Annotated in this window: 15 protein-coding genes; 3 read left to right on the forward strand and 12 right to left on the reverse strand. The window is 35.1% G+C overall.

Annotation, left to right across the window (positions count from 1 at the left end):
• The 4 genes from QNH69_RS00005 to rpsL all read right to left on the reverse strand — a co-directional run.
• Positions 1-806: elongation factor Tu (locus QNH69_RS00005; RefSeq protein ID WP_282928607.1), on the reverse strand; the 806-nt coding region annotated here is incomplete at its 3' end.
• A gap of 19 nt (positions 807-825) precedes the next feature.
• On the reverse strand, positions 826-2,898 hold the full coding sequence (gene fusA, locus QNH69_RS00010) for an elongation factor G (protein ID WP_282928608.1): 2,073 nt from the start codon (positions 2,896-2,898) through the stop codon (positions 826-828).
• Positions 2,899-2,912: 14 nt separating this feature from the next.
• Complete coding sequence (rpsG, locus tag QNH69_RS00015) at positions 2,913-3,383, reverse strand: 30S ribosomal protein S7 (RefSeq protein ID WP_044567735.1); 471 nt, start codon at positions 3,381-3,383, stop codon at positions 2,913-2,915.
• 139 nt (positions 3,384-3,522) lie between these two features.
• Positions 3,523-3,936, reverse strand: a complete 414-nt coding sequence (gene rpsL / locus QNH69_RS00020; protein WP_282928609.1) for a 30S ribosomal protein S12 — start codon at positions 3,934-3,936, stop codon at positions 3,523-3,525.
• Between the two features lie 162 nt (positions 3,937-4,098).
• Here rpsL and QNH69_RS00025 point away from each other — a divergent pair, with 162 nt between their 5' ends.
• The gene (locus tag QNH69_RS00025; RefSeq protein WP_282928610.1) at positions 4,099-5,553 is read left to right on the forward strand and encodes an FAD/NAD(P)-binding protein; all 1,455 of its coding nucleotides are present in this window, start codon (positions 4,099-4,101) and stop codon (positions 5,551-5,553) included.
• A gap of 12 nt (positions 5,554-5,565) precedes the next feature.
• On the opposite strand, the gene QNH69_RS00030 is transcribed toward QNH69_RS00025, so the two are convergent.
• From QNH69_RS00030 to QNH69_RS00045, 4 genes are all read right to left on the reverse strand, one after another.
• Positions 5,566-6,318 carry a MurR/RpiR family transcriptional regulator gene (locus QNH69_RS00030; RefSeq protein WP_282928611.1) on the reverse strand — a complete coding sequence of 251 codons (753 nt, stop codon included), beginning with the start codon at positions 6,316-6,318 and terminating at the stop codon, positions 5,566-5,568.
• Positions 6,305-6,967 carry a MurR/RpiR family transcriptional regulator gene (locus tag QNH69_RS00035; RefSeq protein WP_282928612.1) on the reverse strand — a complete coding sequence of 221 codons (663 nt, stop codon included), beginning with the start codon at positions 6,965-6,967 and terminating at the stop codon, positions 6,305-6,307. Before QNH69_RS00035 ends, QNH69_RS00030 begins: the two co-directional genes overlap by 14 nt.
• Positions 6,968-7,050: 83 nt before the next feature.
• Positions 7,051-8,379: a 6-phospho-alpha-glucosidase gene (locus tag QNH69_RS00040; RefSeq protein WP_282928613.1), complete on the reverse strand. Its 1,329-nt coding sequence runs from the start codon at positions 8,377-8,379 to the stop codon at positions 7,051-7,053.
• Positions 8,380-8,402: 23 nt separating this feature from the next.
• Complete coding sequence (locus QNH69_RS00045; RefSeq protein ID WP_282928614.1) at positions 8,403-9,917, reverse strand: alpha-glucoside-specific PTS transporter subunit IIBC; 1,515 nt, start codon at positions 9,915-9,917, stop codon at positions 8,403-8,405.
• Positions 9,918-10,232: 315 nt separating this feature from the next.
• On the opposite strand from QNH69_RS00045, the gene tpx reads away from it, so the two are divergent.
• Positions 10,233-10,730 carry a thiol peroxidase gene (gene tpx, locus QNH69_RS00050; RefSeq protein ID WP_282928615.1) on the forward strand — a complete coding sequence of 166 codons (498 nt, stop codon included), beginning with the start codon at positions 10,233-10,235 and terminating at the stop codon, positions 10,728-10,730.
• 481 nt (positions 10,731-11,211) lie between these two features.
• Here tpx and QNH69_RS00055 read toward each other — a convergent pair whose 3' ends face one another.
• From QNH69_RS00055 to QNH69_RS00065, 3 genes are all read right to left on the reverse strand, one after another.
• Entirely contained in the window at positions 11,212-11,631 is a 420-nt protein-coding gene (locus QNH69_RS00055; RefSeq protein WP_282928616.1) for a hypothetical protein, read from the reverse strand.
• Positions 11,632-11,688: 57 nt separating this feature from the next.
• Entirely contained in the window at positions 11,689-11,943 is a 255-nt protein-coding gene (locus tag QNH69_RS00060; protein WP_282928617.1) for a transposase, read from the reverse strand.
• A gap of 311 nt (positions 11,944-12,254) precedes the next feature.
• Positions 12,255-16,259 (reverse strand): protein kinase, encoded by a 4,005-nt coding sequence (locus QNH69_RS00065; RefSeq protein ID WP_282928618.1) that lies wholly within the window; start codon positions 16,257-16,259, stop codon positions 12,255-12,257.
• 240 nt (positions 16,260-16,499) lie between these two features.
• Here QNH69_RS00065 and QNH69_RS00070 point away from each other — a divergent pair, with 240 nt between their 5' ends.
• The gene (locus tag QNH69_RS00070) at positions 16,500-17,501 is read left to right on the forward strand and encodes an MsnO8 family LLM class oxidoreductase (protein ID WP_282928619.1); all 1,002 of its coding nucleotides are present in this window, start codon (positions 16,500-16,502) and stop codon (positions 17,499-17,501) included.
• A gap of 119 nt (positions 17,502-17,620) precedes the next feature.
• On the opposite strand, the gene rpoC is transcribed toward QNH69_RS00070, so the two are convergent.
• Positions 17,621-21,187 (reverse strand): DNA-directed RNA polymerase subunit beta', encoded by a 3,567-nt coding sequence (gene rpoC / locus QNH69_RS00075; protein WP_282928620.1) that lies wholly within the window; start codon positions 21,185-21,187, stop codon positions 17,621-17,623.
• Positions 21,188-21,189: the final 2 nt, after the last annotated feature.

Here is a 21,189-nt window from a genome sequence, read left to right on the forward strand (position 1 = left end):
GATTTGTGGAACATTTCTACGCCTGTTACTACTGCGCTTGATGTTTTTTCTGTTAGGCCTACGATTTCTACTGTGTCGCCTACTTTTAATGTTCCTCTTTCTACTCTTCCTGTTGCTACTGTTCCACGGCCTGAGATTGTCATTACGTCTTCTACTGGCATTAGGAATGGTTGGTCGTTGTCTCTTTCTGGGATGTCAAAGTAGTTGTCTACTTCGTCCATTAGTTGTAGGATTTTGTCTGACCATTCGCCTTCTCCACCTTCTTGTAGGGATTTTAGGGCTGATCCTACTACTACTGGGCAGTTGTCGCCGTCGAATTCGTATTCGTTTAGTAGGTCTCTTACTTCCATTTCTACTAGTTCGATTAGTTCGTCATCGTCTACTTGGTCTTGTTTGTTTAGGAATACTGCGATTTTTGGTACGCCTACTTGTCTTGCTAGTAGGATGTGTTCTCTTGTTTGTGGCATTGGACCGTCTGCTGCAGATACTACGATGATTGCGCCGTCCATTTGTGCTGCTCCTGTGATCATGTTTTTAACGTAGTCAGCGTGGCCTGGTGCGTCGATGTGTGCGTAGTGTCTATTTTCTGTTTCGTATTCTACTACTGATGTGTTGATTGTGATTCCACGTTCTCTTTCTTCTGGAGCTTTGTCGATGTGTTCGTAGTCTACGAATTCACCTGTACCGTATTTTTTGTTTAGGGCTTGGGTAATTGCTGCTGTTGTTGTTGTTTTACCGTGGTCTACGTGACCGATTGTTCCGATATTAATATGTGGTTTGCTTCTTTCAAATTGTTGTTTAGACATTTTTTTCTCCTCGTATTAATTATTTATTTAGTACTTCTTCTTTTACTGATTCTGGTACTTGAGCATAGTGGTCAAATTGCATTGAATATGTTGCCCTACCTTGTGTTTTGGAACGTAAGTCTGTTGCGTATCCAAACATTTCTGATAGTGGAATGAAGGCATCTAGTACATGGATACCATCTTTTGGATTCATACCATCAATTTTACCACGTCTTGATGAAACGTCACCCATTACATCTCCAAGATACTCATCTGGAGTTGTAATTTCAACTTTTTCAATTGGTTCTAATAGAACTGGTTTTGCTTTTTCTACTGCATTTTTAAGACCCATTGATCCTGCTACGTGGAAGGCTACTTCTGAAGAGTCTACTTCGTGGTAAGAACCATCGTATAGAACAACGTGCATGTCAACCATTGGGTAACCACCAAGGATACCGCTAGCTGCTGCTTCACGTACACCTTCTTCAACTGGTCTGATATATTCTTTTGGTACAGAACCACCGACAATTTTAGATTCGAATGTGATTCCAGAGCCTTCTTCTCCTGGAGTAACTCTTAGGTGAACATCACCGTATTGACCAGAACCACCAGATTGTCTTACAAACTTACCTTGTGCTTCTGCTTCAGCTGTGATACCTTCTCTGTAAGCTACTTGTGGGTTACCGATGTTTGCTTCTACTTTGAATTCTCTTAGTAGTCTATCTACTATGATTTCAAGGTGAAGCTCACCCATTCCTGAGATTATTGTTTGGCCTGTTTCTTCATCAGATCTTGTTACGAATGTTGGATCTTCTTCAGCTAGTTTTTGTAGACCAATAATCATCTTATCTTGAGATGCTCTTGTCTTTGGTTCTATTGCAACTGAGATTACTGGATCTGGGAATTCCATCTTTTCAAGGATAATTTGATTTTCTTGATCACATAGGGAATCACCAGTTGTTGTATCTTTAAGTCCTAGTAATGCTACGATATCTCCTGCGTAACCTACTGGAATTTCCTCTTGTTTGTTAGAGTGCATTTGCATGATACGTCCAACACGTTCTCTCTTACCTTTTGTTGCATTGTAGATATATGAACCTGATTCTATTGTACCTGAGTATATTCTTGTATATATTAACTTACCTACATATGGGTCAGTTACAACTTTAAATGCTAATGCTGCTGTTGGTTCATTATCTCCAGGTTTTCTTTCCATTACTACTTCTTCATCTTTAGGATCTGTACCTGTGATATATGGTACATCAAGTGGAGATGGCATATATTCAATGACTGCATCTAGCAATGGTTGAACACCCTTGTTTTTGTAAGCTGAACCTAGTAAGCATGGGAAAATCTTTTGTTCGATTGTTCCTTTTCTGATAGCAGCTTTTATTTCTTCTACGCTTACTTCTTCTCCTTCAAGATATTTCATCATGATTGTATCATCAACTTCTGATAATTCTTCAAGAAGATTGTTTCTATATTCTTCAGCTGTTTCTTTTAATTCTTCTGGAATTTCTGAATAAACTGGGTGAGCACCAAGGTCTTCACTGTTATATGTTACAGCTTCCATTGTAATAAGGTCAACAGCACCTTGGAATTGTTGTTCAGCTCCTATTGGAATTTCTAGTGGAACTGCGTTTGCTTTTAGCTTATCTTTAATTGTTTCTACTGCCATGAAGAAATCTGCACCAGTAGCATCCATTTTGTTGATGAAACAAATTCTTGGGATGTGGTACTTGTCAGCTTGTCTCCATACAGTTTCAGATTGTGGTTCTACCCCGCTTTTTGCGTCAAATAAAGCTACCGCACTGTCAAGAACTCTAAGTGATCTTTCTACTTCTACAGTAAAATCCACGTGTCCTGGAGTATCGATAATATTTATTCTATGGTCTTTCCAAAAAGCTGTGGTTGCAGCAGAACCGATTGTAATACCACGTTCCTTTTCTTGGTCCATGGAGTCCATTACTGCTGTACCATCATGAGTATCACCAATTTTATAAATTTTACCAGTATAATATAGGATTCTTTCTGTTGTTGTTGTTTTACCCGCATCGATGTGGGCCATGATTCCTATGTTTCTAGTATCTTTTAGTGCTACTTGTCTAGGCATTTATCCCCCTAAAATTAATATCTGTAGTGTGCAAATGCTTTATTTGCTTCTGCAGCTCTATGCATTTCTTCTTTTCTCTTAACAGCTGCACCAGCGTTGTTAGATGCATCTAAGATTTCTTTAGATAATCTTTCAACCATAGTTTTTTCACCACGAGCTCTTGAAAAGTTTACTAACCATCTTAAAGCTAAAGTTTGTCTTCTTTCTGGTCTAACTTCCATAGGAACTTGGTAGTTAGCACCACCGATTCTACGTGCTTTAACTTCAAGTGTTGGCATAATATTTTCCATAGCTTGGTAGAATACTTCTAGCGCGTCATTGCCTGTTGTTTCTTCAACGATGTCAAAAGCATCGTAAACAATTTTTGTTGCAAGGCCTTTTTTGCCATCTAGCATAACGTTGTTGATAAGTTTTGTTACAACTCTATCGTTATACTTAGCGTCAGGCATTACTTCTCTTTTTGGTATATGTCCCTTTCTTGACACTTTGCTTCCCTCCTTTACCAATTATTAAGTAATATCATTAGTACTCAACTAATCATGTGTTGTTAGTGTGCATGCATATACCGAAATTTATAATCTTTATTTCTATATTATAGGTACATTATGCACTTAGTTTTAGATCCTAGTTTTGGTCTTTTTTAGCACCGTATTTAGATCTACCTTGTTTACGTCCGTTTACTCCTGCAGTATCAAGAGTACCTCTTATGATGTGGTAACGCACACCTGGAAGGTCTTTAACTCTACCACCTCTGATAAGCACAACACTGTGTTCTTGTAAGTTGTGTCCAATACCTGGGATGTAAGAAAGAACTTCAGCACCATTGGTTAGTCTAACTCTGGCTACTTTACGTAAAGCAGAGTTTGGCTTTTTAGGTGTTACTGTTCTAACTGATGTACAAACTCCACGTTTTTGTGGTGATTGGTTAGGAGTTGTTCTACTTTTTAGAGTATTGTAGTTGTAACCCAAAGCTGGAGTGTTTGATTTAGATTTTTCACTTTTTCTGCTTTTTCTAACAAGTTGGTTAATTGTAGGCATAATGCACCTCCTTTTCTTTTAATAATTAATCTTGGCGATTCTCACGCCAATACTTAATAACTTTACTATGTGTAAAGGCCAGTGTCAAATAATTTACTTAATTTATACAAATTTAGGGTAATAATTAGAATAATTAACTTCAAAAATCATAAAGGAGTAAAAATGAACATAGCAGTAGTAGGTTTCGGAGTAGGCGGAGCAAATATTCTAAAAACAATAATCGACCATAAAAACTATAATGACAAGATAAAAATCCATATCTTTGAAAAAAATGAAGAGCTAGGAGTTGGCCTCGCTTACGCAAAGGATACTAACTACAAACTTTTAAATGTCCACGAAAGGTATATGTCCCTAAATCTAGATAATCCTAATCATTTTAAAGACTGGCTTAAGGACAAAAATAAAGATGATAAAAAAATCGAAGGAATGGTCCCAAGAATTGTCTTTGCTTCCTATATAAAAGATACTTTTGGTAAATATATGGAAAATGAAAATGTAATTTTTCACCATGCTAAGGTAAAAGACATATATAAAGAAGGATCTACTTTTAGAATCGTAAGTGATAAAGGAAATTGTAATGAAGAATTTGACTCAGTCTTTCTTTCCATAGGCCAATCTTACTACAAAGATTCCTACAATTTAAAAGACTATAAAAATTATATCCACAATCCTTTCCCATTAAATGAAAAAATAGAGGGAATTAAAGATGGACAAAGTATTGGAATAATAGGAGCAGGACCTACAGCAATTGATATCTATAGGTATCTAAGAAATTTCAAAGATGTAACTTACCCCCTATATTTCTTCACCAAATCAAATGGATTTTCTCCTATAGATATTCCTTATTATGTAGATGATGACATTTGCTCTATCGATGAAAAATGGATAGAAGAAAATAAAGATTATGATGGGTTTGTAGAATTAGAAAAGGTCAAAAAGCAAATCAAAGACGACTTTGCTAAATACGGCCATGACCTCACAGATACTTACAATAAATACAAAGATACAGATATCAACGCCTACAATATGGCCCTAAAAGAAAATGACCTAGGTCTAAGCTTTGCCCAAACATACACCATGCAATTAACAGGCCATGCGGCCCTAATCTATAATAGCTTAAATGGCCTAGATAAGCTAGAAGTTGACAATAATTATCTAGAAATGATTGATTTTATAGTCACAAAAACTCCAACCATCACCATGCAAAATATAGTTGAAGATTACCACAAAGCAAAGATTAAAGTAATCAAAGGAACTAATGATGTCAAAGTAGATTCAGATGGCAAGTTTGTTGTAACAAGTGATAATGAAGAAGAAATAAAGACAGATGTCATTATAAATGCCCAAGGTTTTGAGAAAAACTTATTATCTGCCGTCAACGGCGATATATTATTGGCAAATCTTTATAAAAGAAAATATATAGAAGATGATGTAAATGGCAAGTTTATAAGAGTGGCCTACCCATCATATAAGCTAGTTAATAAAAAATTTGGACTTATGGAAAACTTCTACCTCAACGGCATGTGGGCAGGTGGCACAGACGTTTTAAACAACGACCTCAGATCGATTATAAAATCAGGCCAATTAGCAGCTTACGATTTTATGGATAAGATATAAATACCACAGCTTTTAGCTGTGGCATTCTAAAAATGAAATATACTTTAAAATCAAAAAATCATTTACAACATAAAACTGAGCGACTGGGGAAATTTTTGTCCTGCTCTCATATTCAAAGACCTCGTGAGTCACAAAGGGAATGCTGTAGTCAGATATTTGTGATAGTCTATTGTTGGAAAGCTTGGTTACAGATGCTATAATTGGCTTTTCTTTAAGATTATCTATGAAATTTAGTATCTCCTCATTCTCTCCTGATAAGGAGTAGACAAAGAGTATATCATCCTTTGTTATGAGATCTGTGATAGACTTCGGTGCTGACTTATCAAGCAAAAATACAGCCTTATCTACAGTAAGAAAATTCCTTTTTAGCTCATCAGCCGCATTTCTTTGGGTGTAGCCACTGGCTATGGCAAATATTCTGTTAGCCTTATATAATTTCTCATAAAATTCATTCAGATTTAAGGCCATCATCATTGACATAGTGAGATTTATGTCGTTTTTTGTGTATTCTATCTCATTTTCGTCAAAATTGCCCACATTAGAAGTTGACCATTTTACCACATATCTAAGCTCACTAAATCCATCAAGACCGAGTTTCTTAGAAAATCCAACTATAGAAGATGGACTTAAGTCAAGTAGTTCTCCTAGTTCATTTATATTTTTTTCAATAAACCTTACCTTGTTAATCATAATATATGAATAAATTTTAAGATCGTTTTTATTTAGTTTTTCATAGTTTTCAGTAACTAGTTCAGTTAAAATCATTCTTTACGGCCTCTTGGTATTTTTTAAAAAAATCCTCCAAATGCTTAGTATATAAGCTTAAGAAATTTATTTCAGATTTTGTGTCCCTATAATAGATGCTGTAGTCTGCCTTGTAAGCTTTGGTCTGTGGTAGACCAACATTGATTTTTAGGCAATCTGTATTGGCGATTTGTAGCATTAGTTGCTTGGCCAATGAATCATCAGCAAAGTCTACAATGAAAACTCCAGAATCTTCAAGCATTTCCCCAGTAAAGGCTAGAGTCTCTTCTCCACCACTGTATACTTCAGCAAGTATTCCAAGTTCTTCTAGTAAAATTTTGATTGTTTGTTTAATTATATTTTCGTAGCCACCATTGCCATATATCAAAATTTTGTCACAAGCATATAATTTTTTAAGAATATTATCTAAGTCTTCATCTAGACTCTCACCAGGACCGGATTCGTTATTACTATCATTTACAAAGAACTTAAGCTCACTATAGCCAGAGAAACCTAATTTTTTTGAAAATCTCAAAACGCTTGTACGAGATGTGTAGCACTTTTTTGCCAATTCATTGATTGACAAATTATATTCTATGCCATTATCTAAAATTTCTTTGGCAATTGTAAGATCGGTTGCACTTAGTTTGTCTTCATTTTCCTTTATCAAATTTGAAATATCGATACTATCACCTCAAATAAAAAAATCCTATTTGCATACATTATACGCAAATAGGATTTGTGCTTCCATTATTAGTTAAGTTCTGGCCAGTATTCTTTGTTTGCTTCTATAAGATCATCTAAGATTGCTTTTGCAACTTTAGCTGATGGAACAGTTTTGGATAGAGTTAGTGCTTGCCATAGTTTTAGGTATGATCCTTCAATCCAAGCTTCTACAACTAGTTTTTCTACTGATACTTGTTGTTCCATTAGTCCTTTTTGGAATTGTGGGATGTAGCCTTGGTTGATTTTTTCAAATCCATCTTTACCAACTAGGCATGGGATTTCTACCATTGCTGTTGGGTCAAAGTTTGGAACTGCACCTTCATTTGGTACTATTAGCAAGAATCTTTCTTTTGTATTCTCCGCTAAGGCACGTGCAAGGTCAACTATATATGTTGCGTGAGCATCTAGTTCTATTTCAACATCTTTTGCTGTTCCAGCATCGATTATTGATTGGCACATAGAAAATACGTCTTTTTCACGGTGTTCACGTACTTCGTCAACTCTTGTGTGATTTGGATCTGTGTGTTCTAGTACAAAGTCTGGGTAGAAGTAGTATTTCAAGTATGTGTTTGGAATTGTTTCTGGGTCAAGGGCGTAGACATCTTTTGCCTTGGTGAATGTTTCCATCCAAGATTCTTCTATGTGTTGGCCACTTCCTATACCATCAGCAAAGCCAGTTTTACTTACGTGTTCTTTGATTTGTGGTAGTAGGTCATTTCCTTCTTTGTCTTTGATAGCTGTAAACCAACCAAAGTGATTTAGTCCATAGTATGAGAAGTCAAGTTCTTGCCATTCTTTTAGTCCGACCATATCTGCCATCTTGTACATTAGGTCGATTGGCATATCGCAGATATTGATTACTTTTGAATCTGGTTTTAGTCTTCTTGTTGCTTCTGCTACTATTGCAGCTGGGTTTGAGTAGTTTAGCATCCATGCATCTGGTGAGTATTCTTCCATGTAGTCGATGATTTCTAGTACTCCACCAATTGAACGCATACCGTAAGCTATTCCACCTGGTCCACATGTCTCTTGGCCAAATACTCCGTGTTTTAGTGGAATTTTCTCATCCTTGTCACGCATGTCGTATTTGCCAACTCTAAGTTGTGCTAGGACAAAGTCTACATCTGTAAATCCTTCTTTAGGGTCTGTTGTGTATTGGAAATTAATTTCTGGGTGTCTTTCTTTTAGAATAATTTCCATAGCTCCACCAATTTTTGCTTGGCGTTCTTCGTCGTTGTCATATAACTTGATTGATCTGATTGGAAATTTGTCCAAGTTATCTAGTAACATTCCTATGATTCCTGGTGTAAATGTTGATCCACCACCTGCGATTACGATTGAATATTTGTTTGCCATAATTTTCTCCTTTTCTTTTCTACTTATTCGTTTTCTTCCAAAATTTCTCCAAATGCATCTGCAACATATTGGATATCCATTCCTACAATTACATGGACAGAATTACCGTTTTTGGCGGTACCATAAGTTCCGATTTCCTTAAAGTATTCATCACTTTCTACTTTGCTAGGATCAACAACATTGACCCTAAGTCTTGTTACACAGTTTGTAAAGTCCTTGATATTATCTGGACCACCAAGGCCTATTAGAATTTCATCGGCCACAGTTTCAAACTTATCGCCAGTATCTTTTTTATCAGCTTTTCCTCCATCTTTACTTGTATTGTTTCTTTCTCTGTATTCTTTCTTGGAGTAAAGTTTTGCGCTATCCTTATCAGAAGTTCTTCCAGGTGTCTTAAAGTCAAACTTTTCTATAAGGAAAGTAAAGACAAAATACCAAACTGCTATGGCAACTAGGCCTATAACTAGCATGACTAAGTAAGTTTTCCAATGGTTAGCTGCAAGTGGAATCCAGTTTAAGGACGCCATTTCTATAACTCCTCCAGAGTAGATACCGACAACTCCAAAGAGGTTCATTACCATAGATAGTATAGCTGCAAGTACTGCATGGACCACAAACAATTGTGGAGCTATAAATAGGAAGGTAAATTCTATTGGCTCTGTGACACCACTAAGGACTGCAGTTAAAGCTACTGGTATCATAAGGCCTGCTATCTTCTTTTTATTTTCTGGAAGGGCTGTCTTATAAAATGCAAGGGCTACACCCACACAGCCAAATATTTTTGACCAGCCTGTTGCTGTGAGTTGAGCATAAGGGGCAATTTCCTTAAGAGAACCAGTTGCTGCTGCAATCTCCGGTAGCTTTTGTGCCCAATAAGCATATATACCACCAGGTACAACCAAGCTATCATAAAACATTGGAGCATATAACAAGTGATGAAGTCCAAATGGAATTAGAAGTCTTTCTAGTAAAACGAATATACCAACTCCAAAAGTTCCAGAATTTAAAATCACATCTCTAAAAACATTCATTCCTGATTGAATCTTAGGCCAGATTAAAACTGCAAGAAAGGCAACAGGAATCATAAGTATAAAGCCAACTCCAAGTACAAAAGCTGATCCCTTGAAAACTCCAAGCGCTTCTGGAAGTCTCTTGTCAAAGTACCTATTATGTATCCATATAGCTATACCTGAAATAGCTAAAGCTCCCATCATTCCCATATCAAGGGTTTTTATGTTTGCTATCATTGCAAGACCACTAGCGCCACCTACTTCTTGGCTAAAGTCTACACCAAAAGTGCCACCCCAGTGTTTAAGAATTGTAGATACATAGTTTAAGAAAACTAAGTATATTACAAAAGCTTCCATGCTTGCACGAGCATTTTGTTTTCTTGCCAGTCCTATAGGTAGGGCAATAGCAAATAACAATGGCAGTTGATTAAATACAACCCATGCACCTGAGAGAATCATATCCCAGATACCAAACCATATGGTTCCTTCTGAAGCTATAGGTCCCATGATTACTTCTGTTGTAAACAAAGTACCAAAGCCAATTAGTAAAGCGATACTGCAAAAAGCATTACAGGTGTGAACATAGCTCCACCAAACTTCTGGATTTTCTCCATCATATGTTTTTCCTCCTTTGAAAACGAATTTTATTTACTTATATAATATTATGAGCTCAGAAGATTGTCAACAAACGTTGGTATTTAGGTATTTATATCCTACTATCTAAAAATATTTTATTTTTGTGAATTTTCACATCAAAAGTATTTCCCAAAATATTTAAAAAATCCTTATATATTTGGGTATAAGTATAAATGGAAACTTTTAGATTAAAGGAGAAGATTAAAAATGGATATAACATTCGCAGGAAACAAAGTAAATTTAATTGGAAACGAAATCAAAGTTGGAGATACTGCTCCAGCATTTAAGGCAACAAAAAACGACCTATCTGAATGGTCTAGCGAAGACAATGAAGGAAAAGTTGTAGTATACTCAGTTGCTCCATCACTTGATACTAGCGTTTGTGCTTTGCAAGCAAAAAGATTTAACAAAGAAGCAGCAGCTCTTGATGGTGTAAGTGTAGTTACAATCACTGAAGACCTACCATTCGCTCAAGCTAGATTTTGCTCTAACGAAGATATAGAAAATACAATTATGATTTCTGACTATCAGAATCGCGAGTTTGGTGAAAAATACGGATTTTTGATGAAAGAAAATAAATTACTTGCTCGTGGAGTTGTAGTAGTTGACAAAGAAGGCAAAGTTGCTTATGTAGAATACGTACCTGATGTCACAAACGAAGTTGACTTTGACAAAGCATTAGAAGAAGTTAAAAAACTAATCTAATAAATTATAATAGAGCTTAGGTGGTAAACCTTAAGCTCTTTTTTTATGAAATAATGATTAACAAAAAAGTAAAGGTGATGTTGCAGAATAAGTAAATCTATTCTGCTCATCACTTTTTTTCTTGTATATTTGTATAATCCATTAATTTTTGTAGAAGTTTTTAGTATGAGAATAAATTTTTCCACATTTTCCTTAAAATCTGTATCTGTCCTTGCATCTTATGAATTCTTTACCTTCTTGTGATATGTATTTGTCTTGAGTTTTATCGTAAATTAGGCTTTTCTTAAAACTTTGTTCCTTTTTATATTTTCGTGTTTTTGATTTTTCGTAGTTTGATGGTTTTATGTAGGATGTTAGATTATGTTCTGCTAGGTATACTTAGTTTTCTTCGCTTCCATATCCTGCATCTGCTACTATTTTATCTAGTTTGTTTGGATAGGTTTTTTGTAGTTTTTTTAAGAATGGTTTTAGGGTATACATATCATTTGGATGGTGGGATACATTTTCGCCTATGATGAAGACTGAGGCGCTTGCTAGGTCCTCCACGAGCCGGACGGGCTAGTTCATTGTAGGCTGGTTTTAGTTGACCGTTTCTCATATGGTCTTCTTTCATTCTCATGAAGGTTGCGTCATGGTCTGTTTTGGAGTAGGAGTTTCTGTTTTCTCCCATTATTTCTAGATGTTTCTCGTACGTTTCTAACTTATTTTTCCATTCTTTTAATTGTTCATAGTCTCGTTGAAGGTGATGTTTTCTTTTTCCTTGACCATGTACGAAGTTTATTTTCTTTTCTATACACTCTTTACTTACTGGATTAAATACTATTTTTACTACTTCTAATACTTGGGATGGTCTTAAGTCTTTATTTAAATCAAAGTGTTTTATTATTTTAATTCTTAGCATTTCTTGCCACTTTTCTATGCTTCCTCTCCGGGCAAAGCTGTATCTGTTGGCATAGGCTTATATTTTTGTTCCATCTATGTATATACTTGATAGGTCTATTTGATTTTCTTCTATCAGTATATGGACTACTTTATTTAGCAGATTAGGGGCTAGTGTTACTATTTTTTGTCTAAATCTATTTATTGTTGAGTGATCTGACGGATTTTGCCCATCAAGAAGATATTTTATTCTTAGATTATATTTGCATGATTTCTCTATTTCTCTTGATGAAAATATTCCTTCAGAGTAGCAGAATATTATTATCTCTAGCATGGTTACTGGATTTACGGTAGGTTTTCTTCCAAATTATGAGTAGACTTTTTTTATTTCCGTTAGGTCTATCCTTTTGATTATTTTTTTTACAAGCCTTAGTTTAACATCATCTTGAATGTATACTTCTGTATTTATGTTTAATTTTAATTGAATTGTATCATTAACTAGTGTAAAGTTAGTTAATGATTATGTATTACTATTTTGTTTCATAAATACATTGTATGAGAAAAAGACGAGGATGTTTAGTTTCCTCGTCTTTTTTCTATGTTAGGACTTTTGCAAAAGCCCTCTTATTATTATGATATGATTATTTACCCTATATCCCACCATTCTTTCTCACCTTTTGCAATATTTTTGATGTAATCAACTACACCATTATCTTTGATCATATCTCTATCTATGAAAAATACCCCTGCAGCTGCTGCAATCATCTTAATTTGACTTGTGTCATCGTGAGAGTTTGTTGCAACTAGTACAGGTTTGGCATCCATACCAAACTGCTTTGCGTGGTTGTTGATTTCGTATAAGTCTTCATTTCTTATATGTCTTTCAATGGTCGATATGATTATAGTAGTAAAGCCCTTGGTACATACTATATCCAAGAAGTTTTCTATAGGTAGACTATCTTCCCTATAATCATCGTAGGCTTTCCACCTTAGGTTTACTCTTAATTTTATCTCATCAAAGTAATCTGCATATTTTAAAAGATCAAAGTAGGTAAAGACCCTGAGTATATTGCCCTTATTTGTATAATTCCTAAAGAATTCTCTGAAAGCTACATCTCCAAATTCGTAGGAAAATACAACAGACTTATCTTTGGCTTGTACATAGGCTTGATCATTAATTTTGTTAAATATTCTAACATTACTTAACTCATTTGATAAGTCATACTCATCCATTATTTCATTGCTTATCTTGGCAAATTCTTTTGGATTTTCTACCTGGTATTCATATTCAAAAGCTAGTTTATCAGATACTACAAAATAAGAGTATTGATAGTTTTTCTTAGCTATTTCTTTTTTTATTAGATCAAAGCTTAGATTGTATTCGCATATATTATTAGATATAAATTTTCCCAGGGCCATAGACATTTGATTATTATAGGAATCAATTTTGATTTTGCCAGGATTTACCGGGAATTCATAATTATAAATTAATTCTTCTTTGACCAATTCATCCAATAGATGTTTTAGAGAAAGATATTTGGAAGCATCATTTCTTCTAAATGTAAAATCTCCAACTTCTATCAAAGAATGATCTTCTTCTTTTTCAAATTTATCTAAGTTTAATATATAGTCATTTTCGCTATATTTTATTGCACTGGCAAATTGATCCCAATCATTGGAATCTAGTTTTAGATATGTTTGCCAAATCACTTCATAGTGGTTGATCAACCTAGTGACATTGGTTAGACTTATATTATCATAGACTTGGGCATTGTTTAGGAAGAAGGTCTCTCCCACAGTAAGTGAAGATCTGACATTGTAAAAGTCCAGAGCCTTGTAGCTTCCATTCCATTTGTTTGATCCAATATATTCGACAAATGGAAGTCCTGTAAATTCGGATCTTTTACCGTCTAAGTGGCTATTTAGAGTCAAATCAACTAATGAATGTTCCTTATTGTAAAGTTGCATTTTTTCATAAGGAATCACTTCGATTTTCATAGATTTTTGCAATCTCTTATTTCTTAAAAAGTTTTCTATCCTATTAATCTTGTTTCTATCAACATCTTCATCTGATAAAAATATGAGTTTTTCTGGGTCAAATTTGATTGCTGCAATGATATTAGCCCACAGATTTTCATCATCATCTAAAAACGGCTTAAAGATAGTCTTTATATTGTTTGTAGAAATAAATGGTATAGAATCAACTATCATGTAATCTATTGCTCTGATATCAAATGTTTGATTTCTCTTAATCAGTAAGTTTAAGTCATCTTTAATCTGATAGTAATCATTTGTAAGTATACTCAAATCTGGGTTGGCTTTTTGGAGTATTTCTTCTATGTCATAGGTTAAAAGATTTAAAGTATTGTTTGAATAGTACTCGTTTTCCATGATGCTGTAGGACAATTTTACAAGTTTTACCCACAAAGGTCTGAGCTCTTTTAGATATTGGTTATCGTTCCAGAAAGTATTATTCAATATATTTAATATCCTTGATTTGATTTGCTCTTCCTTGTAGATAGTTTTTTCTTGTATTAAATTGTTGATATGAACGGAAATCTCATCTAATTCGTCGTTTTCTCCCTTTTTGACCCTATCTATATGGTTATTGACGATAAGTGGGTGGAATTTGTTTTGGAAGTCTGCATAGGATTTCTGGTCAACATAGGCATAAGAATTTAGCTCAGCTTCACTTGGAAGCTTAAAACCTTGAGCTATCATAAATCTATTCCAAGAGTGGTGTTCACATTCAGCTAAAATATCTCTAATATTTAATTCATCTTCATCTTGGCAAGCCTTTACGACCTTATTATAAAATAAAAATTCTCTATCATCTGTGTCATTCACGCCTGCCATATAAATCAGGTACTCAATGGATAGGGCAACCCTAATGGATGATTTTAAATTGTAGAAATCATCCTTTGAGAAGCTTTCCCATATGCTGTTATAGTCAATCCTCTCACCAAAATTCTTCAAGGCATGCAACCTATATATACTAAATGCCTTGTCTAAAATCCCATCATGGTGATTTTTGTTTCTGAAGGTCAAAGCTGATGCCAGATCTAGATTATAAAACTCTATATTCTTTCCATGCCTTATATCCACTTCGTGGTTATTCCTAGAATAGTTTAGGATAACTCTTTTTTGACCGTCATCTTTAAATTCATTGTATAAGGCATCAGCTAGATTGTAATAATCGTAACCAGTCTTATCCAAGATCAGTATGTAAGATTGGTCTATTCTTTCTTTTGATGATAGGAAATTTATATATGCATATGCCTGGTCAGTAATTTTTTCATTAATATTGCTCATGCTTAATTTGCTATTGAGAGATATTTCTGTAGTTTTTGCCAAAAGAGGGTTTTCTCTTAGCATATCATCATAGAATTTCTTTGGATTCTTATCATAAAATGATATGTTCAAATCCACTCCTTTTACATTTGCAATAGAAAATATAAAAGAAAATAGAACTCTCGAAATCTCATTGTTGCCAACTATAGCTACATCCATAGATTTTTTGCCGTCTTTGTCGACTATATAGTTATAAAGTCTCTTATAGTCAAGAAAATATGCAGCGGAAATTATATTGGCAAAGTCTTCGTTGTTTCTAAATCTAAGATAACTTTCTATATCGTCAAGACTATTTTTAAAATCATAGGCGCTAATATATCTATGTACTGTAAGTGAGTCTTGCAGTAATTTTATTATGCCTTCTGTAGCTTTTGATGTAAGCAGGATTTTGTTTGATTTATTGCTTAAGGTATCTTCCAGATTTCTCCTCAGATAATCCATATCTTCATTTTCTAGCTCAGTAGGATATCTGTCCATTAGTAGAAAGAAGAAGGTTACCCCCAGCATATAAACATCGATTTCTTCAGTAATGAAAAAATCTTTTCTATTAGCTATATCTGTTATAAACCTAAGTTCTGGAGGAATGAACGCCCTCTCATTTGGCATAGAAAATTCATTTATATATTCTAGCTCATTAAGGTCAATAGCCGCATCGAAGTCAAAAAGTTTCACCTTACCGTTGTTATAATCATAGAGAATATTGGCTGGTTTCAAATCCATATATATGATGTCTTTGTTGTGAAGGTGAACTAATATATCAGCGGTCTGCTTTAATATATCTACTATCCTAATCAAGTCTAGATTGTAATATTTATCAACACTTGTGGCCGTATCAACTTCGTATAGGGAATAAAGGTAAGAGTTATCAATCTCAACCCTATATGGCCTTACAATCCTGCTTTCCAAATAAGGATCCATATCAAGAATCCTTATGTGCTTACTGTAAGCATCTATAAAAGAATTTCGATCTTTTTTTATCCTATCTTCGCTTTCAAAATCTACAGGATCAAAATATAATTCCAATCTATTGAGTGGATTTCTTTCGGCAGTTATTTTTTCCTCGTCATAATTTGGATAAAACTCTTTCATAATCATCTTCTTTTTTGGTGGGTAAGTATCGTCTACTTCTACCTCATATACTAAAGATGATCCTCCTTGGCCGATGAGTTTTTTTACCTCAACCTCGTATTTGACCTCACCCATCATGGATATAATATTAAATTTTTCTCCAACAAGCGAAGTTCTTTTACTAGTTTGTTCACTTGTATTAATATTTTCTTGTGAAATCAAAGTGTCCATTTAGAATTCCTCTCATATCTAGGTCAGTAAATTACCCTTTAATTATGAAGTATGTTATAATATAAACATAAGTAAAGAATAAAAATAGTGTTATAATCATTATACAACATTTGTAAGATTTAAGATAGGCAGGCAATTTTCTACGATAAATTGTTACTAGGAAAATATATATTGATTTTTTTAGTGAATAATATATTTCAAAGAGTATAATTAATACAATAAATTACTAGGGAGGAAAATATGAAACTAGGAGTCCATGATTTGATGCTGAAGTCGCGTGGAATGACCAATCAAGAATTTTTTGATGATACGAGAAAATTAGTCCACACTTTAGATGAGATGGGATATGAAAGATATTGGTTTGCAGAACACCACGGTTATGAAAGTTTACTTGCCGTAGCTCCAGAAATATTGGCGAGCTATTTTCTAGCAGAAACTAAAAATATTCATGTAGGTGCTGGTGGTTGTATGATAATGCATTACTCGCCTCTTAAGATAGCAGAAGTTTTTAAAACTATGGCTGAACTAGCACCAGGTAGAGTTGATATCGGTATAGGAAGAGCTCCTGGAACTGGTGTATCAGAATCACGTGCATTAAATCACAAATTCGAAGATAAATCTCCAGAATTATTTGATGAGATTGAAATTATTTTGGATTACCTAGTTGACAAAAAACCAACAGACCCTATCTATAGACACGTAAAAGCTATACCAAACAAAAATGAACAAAAAGTTAATCCTACCATGTTAGGTTCTACTGGTAAGGCTGTGGAAAAAGCCGCAGAATTTGGACTACCATACTCTCACGCAAAATTCTTCTTATTTGAAACTCCAGCTGAAGTTTTCGATACTTACAGATCAAATTTCAAGGCTTCAGAATTTGCTGACAAACCATATACTTCAATGTCTTACAAGATGTTAATCAGTGATGATCAAGATGAACTTGAATATTTAGGAAAATCTTTTGAATACTTCCATATCCAACAAACCAAAGGTGATTGGAGTGGAATCCTAGATCCAGAAGAGCTAAAAGACTATCGCTTTAGCTTAAACGAACAAGCAGTACTAAAAAAAGCCTACGAACAAAGATTCTTACTTAAGGGCAGCAAACAAGAAATAGCTGATATCCTAGAAGACGAAATCGAAACATTCTACCTAGATGAAATCCTATGCTTCGCACCAATCTGGGGTATAGACAACAGAATCGCAACATACAAAGCATTAAAAGAAATATTTGAATAATATAATAATCAACCAGGGTTTTATAAGAATTCTGGTTGATTTTTTATTTTAAATTCTTTATATTTTATCAATCAAAAATGACCCCAAAATAATAATATTCTGGGGTCATAGAATTTTACCTATTTTTGATATTCTTCTTCTGCCGCTTCTCTTTCTTCCAATTCTTTTAGGTTAAGAGCAATCAGTACATCTTCTGCTTCTTTTGTCTCATAGTCGATTTCTACGTCGTTGTAGCGTTTCATACCAGTTCCTGCTGGTATTAGTTTACCTATGATGATATTTTCTTTTAGACCCATTAGGTCGTCAACTTTTCCTTTGATTGATGCATCTGTAAGAACTCTTGTTGTTTCTTGGAAGGATGCTGCTGATAACCATGAATCAGTAGCTAGAGATGCCTTTGTTATACCAAGAAGTTCTTGGGTATATTCTGCTGGTTTCTTGCCTTCTTCTATCATTTGATCGTTGATCCTATCAACTTCTCTGCGTTCTTGTAGAGATCCTGGTAGGAATTCTGTATCTCCTGATTCGTCAATTGTAACTTTCTTAAGCATTTGACGGGCAATTACTTCTATGTGTCTGTCGTCGATTTCTACACCTTGGATTCGGTATACTTTTTGTACTTCTTTGGTGATGTAGTTTTGTACACCAATCTTGCCTAGTACATTTAGTACATCGTGTGGATCTAGGGAACCTTCTGTTAGTTGGTCACCTTTTTCTACTACATCGCCATCGTGAACAAGTATTCTTGATCCGAATGGGATATTGTATTTTTGTGCATATCCATCTTCAGATAGTATTTCAACGTCAGTTTTCTTTTCGTTTTGGATAAGTGTTACTGTACCACTGTTTTCTGCAATATAAGCAAGTCCCTTTGGTTTTCTAGCTTCAAATAACTCTTCTACCCTTGGAAGACCTGATGTGATTCCAACACCTGCTATACCACCTGAGTGGAAGGTACGCATGGTTAGCTGGGTACCTGGTTCACCGATTGATTGGGCAGCAATGATTCCTACTGCTTCTCCAATATTTACTGGTTTACCAGTTGCAAGGTTTCTACCATAGCATTTTGCACAAACACCGTGTTCTGCCTTACATTCTAGAACTGAGCGTAGTTTTACTTTTTTAACGCCTGCTGCTACTATTCTATCTGCTGTATCTTCATCGATTAGTTGGTCTTTGTGGGCTAGGATTTCTCCATTTTCATCTTTGACATCTTCAAATGATGTACGGCCAACTATACGAGTGTATAGATTTTCTACTAATTCATTGCCATCTTTAAATTCGTAGGCTTCGACATAACCATTGGTATGGCAATCATCTTCTGTTACTATAACATCTTGAGATATGTCTACCATACGACGGGTTAGGTAACCAGAGTCTGCTGTACGTAGGGCGGTATCTGTAAGGCCCTTACGTGAACCGTGTGAAGATATAAAGTATTCTTGTACAGAAAGACCTTCACGGAAGTTTGCCTTTACTGGGATTTCTATTGTTTTACCATCGGCCTGACTCATAAGACCACGCATACCACCTAGCTGTCTGATTTGGTTGGTAGAACCACGGGCACCAGAGTCTGCAAAAATCTTGATGTTGTTGTCATCTCTTAGGTCTGTTAGTAGAGCGTCTGTTACTTTATCAGTTGTCACTCTCCAAATATCGATAACTTTTTCGTATCTTTCATCATCAGTGATAAGACCACGTCTATAAAGTTTTTCGTATCTATCAACTTCTGCATCAGCTTCTGCTATTATATCCCATTTTTCTTTTGGAATATTAACGTCAGCCATGGATACTGTAAGTCCTGATAGGGTTGAATACTTATATCCTGTTTGCTTGATATAGTCTAGTACTTCAGCTGTCTTGATATTGCCGTGTTTTCTAAAGCATCTATCAACTATGTCTTTTAGAACTCCAGAGTCTGCTACTTGGTTTATTTCAAGTGAATATGGGTCTTCCTTACGATTTATATATCCCAAATCTTGAGGAATTCCTTCGTTGTAGATGAATCTACCTACAGAAGATTCTACAATTTTGCCTGAATCTCCGGCATCTTTTTTGATTCTAACACCAATTTTACTTTGGTATTCTACAGCTCCTGAAAGAAGGGCTTTTTTCATCTCATTGGTTGATTCAAATACCATACCCTCACCCTTGGCACCTTCTTTGATAGTTGTAAGATAATATGCACCAAGAACCATATCTTGAGATGGAGTTGTAATTGGCTTACCATCTTTTAGACCTAAGATGTTGTTTGTTGACATCATTAGTAGTCTTGCTTCGATTTGTGCTTCGTTTGACAGTGGCAAGTGGATAGCCATTTGGTCCCCGTCAAAGTCGGCGTTAAATGCGTTACAAGCTAGTGGATGTAACTTGATTGCCTTACCTTCTACTAGAACTGGTTCAAATGCTTGTATACCAAGTCTATGTAGTGTAGGGGCACGGTTTAGTAAAACTGGGTGGTCTTTGATTACTTCTTCAAGTACTTCGTATACTCTAGGATCTTTCTTTTCTACCATTTTTTTGGCAGCTTTAAGATTGTGAGCCATGCCACGATCTACTACCTTATTCATAATAAATGGTTTAAATAGCTCTAGAGCCATTTCTTGAGGTAGACCACATTGGTTAAACTTAAGGTCTGGGCCTACTACGATTACAGAACGACCAGAATAGTCTACACGTTTACCAAGTAAGTTTTGACGGAAACGTCCAGATTTACCCTTTAGTAGGTCTGATAGAGACTTCATATTTCTGTTTGATGCGCCTGTTACAGCTCGTCCTCGACGGCCATTGTCAATTAGGGCATCGACAGCTTCTTGGAGCATTCTCTTTTCGTTACGAACGATAATTTCTGGTGCTCCTATATCAAGAAGTCTTTTTAGTCTGTTGTTTCTGTTGATTACACGTCTATAAAGATCGTTAAGGTCACTTGTTGCAAATCTACCACCTTCAAGTTGAACCATTGGTCTAAGTTCTGGTGGCATAACTGGAAGTACATCTAATATCATCCATTCAGGACGGTTGCCACTAGTCATAAAGGCATCAACAACTTCTAGACGTCTAGAAATTCTAACTTTCTTTTGACCTGTAGCATCTTCCAGTTCTTTCATTAGGGTTTCGTATTCTTTTTCTAGGTCAATGTTTGCTAAAAGTTCTTTTACAGCTTCAGCTCCCATTGCAGCCCTAAATTCTGTATCATCTGGGAATTTTTCTAAGGTATCTTGGTATTCACTTTCTGTGATATCTTGTTTTACCATTAGGTCTGTAGAACCAGGGTTGATTACTACATATGATGCAAAATATAGGATTTTTTCTAGTATCCTTGGGCTCATATCCAAGAGTAGACCCATCTTTGATGGAATACCTTTGAAGTACCAAATATGGGAAACTGGAGCAGCAAGTTCGATATGACCCATTCTTTCACGGCGAACTTTTGCCTTGGTTACTTCAACCCCACATTTTTCACAAACTACTCCCTTGTAGCGGATTCTCTTGTATTTACCACAAGAACATTCATAATCTTTTGTTGGTCCAAAGATTTTTTCACAAAATAGACCATCTTTTTCTGGCTTAAGGGTTCTATAATTGATTGTCTCTGGTTTTTTAACTTCACCATGAGACCAGGATCTGATTTTTTCAGGGGATGCGATTTTCATCCTCATCCCATCAAAAGTTTGTATTTCGCTCATAA

Source organism: Anaerococcus sp. Marseille-Q7828 (assembly GCF_949769285.1).
Lineage (GTDB): Bacteria > Bacillota > Clostridia > Tissierellales > Peptoniphilaceae > Anaerococcus.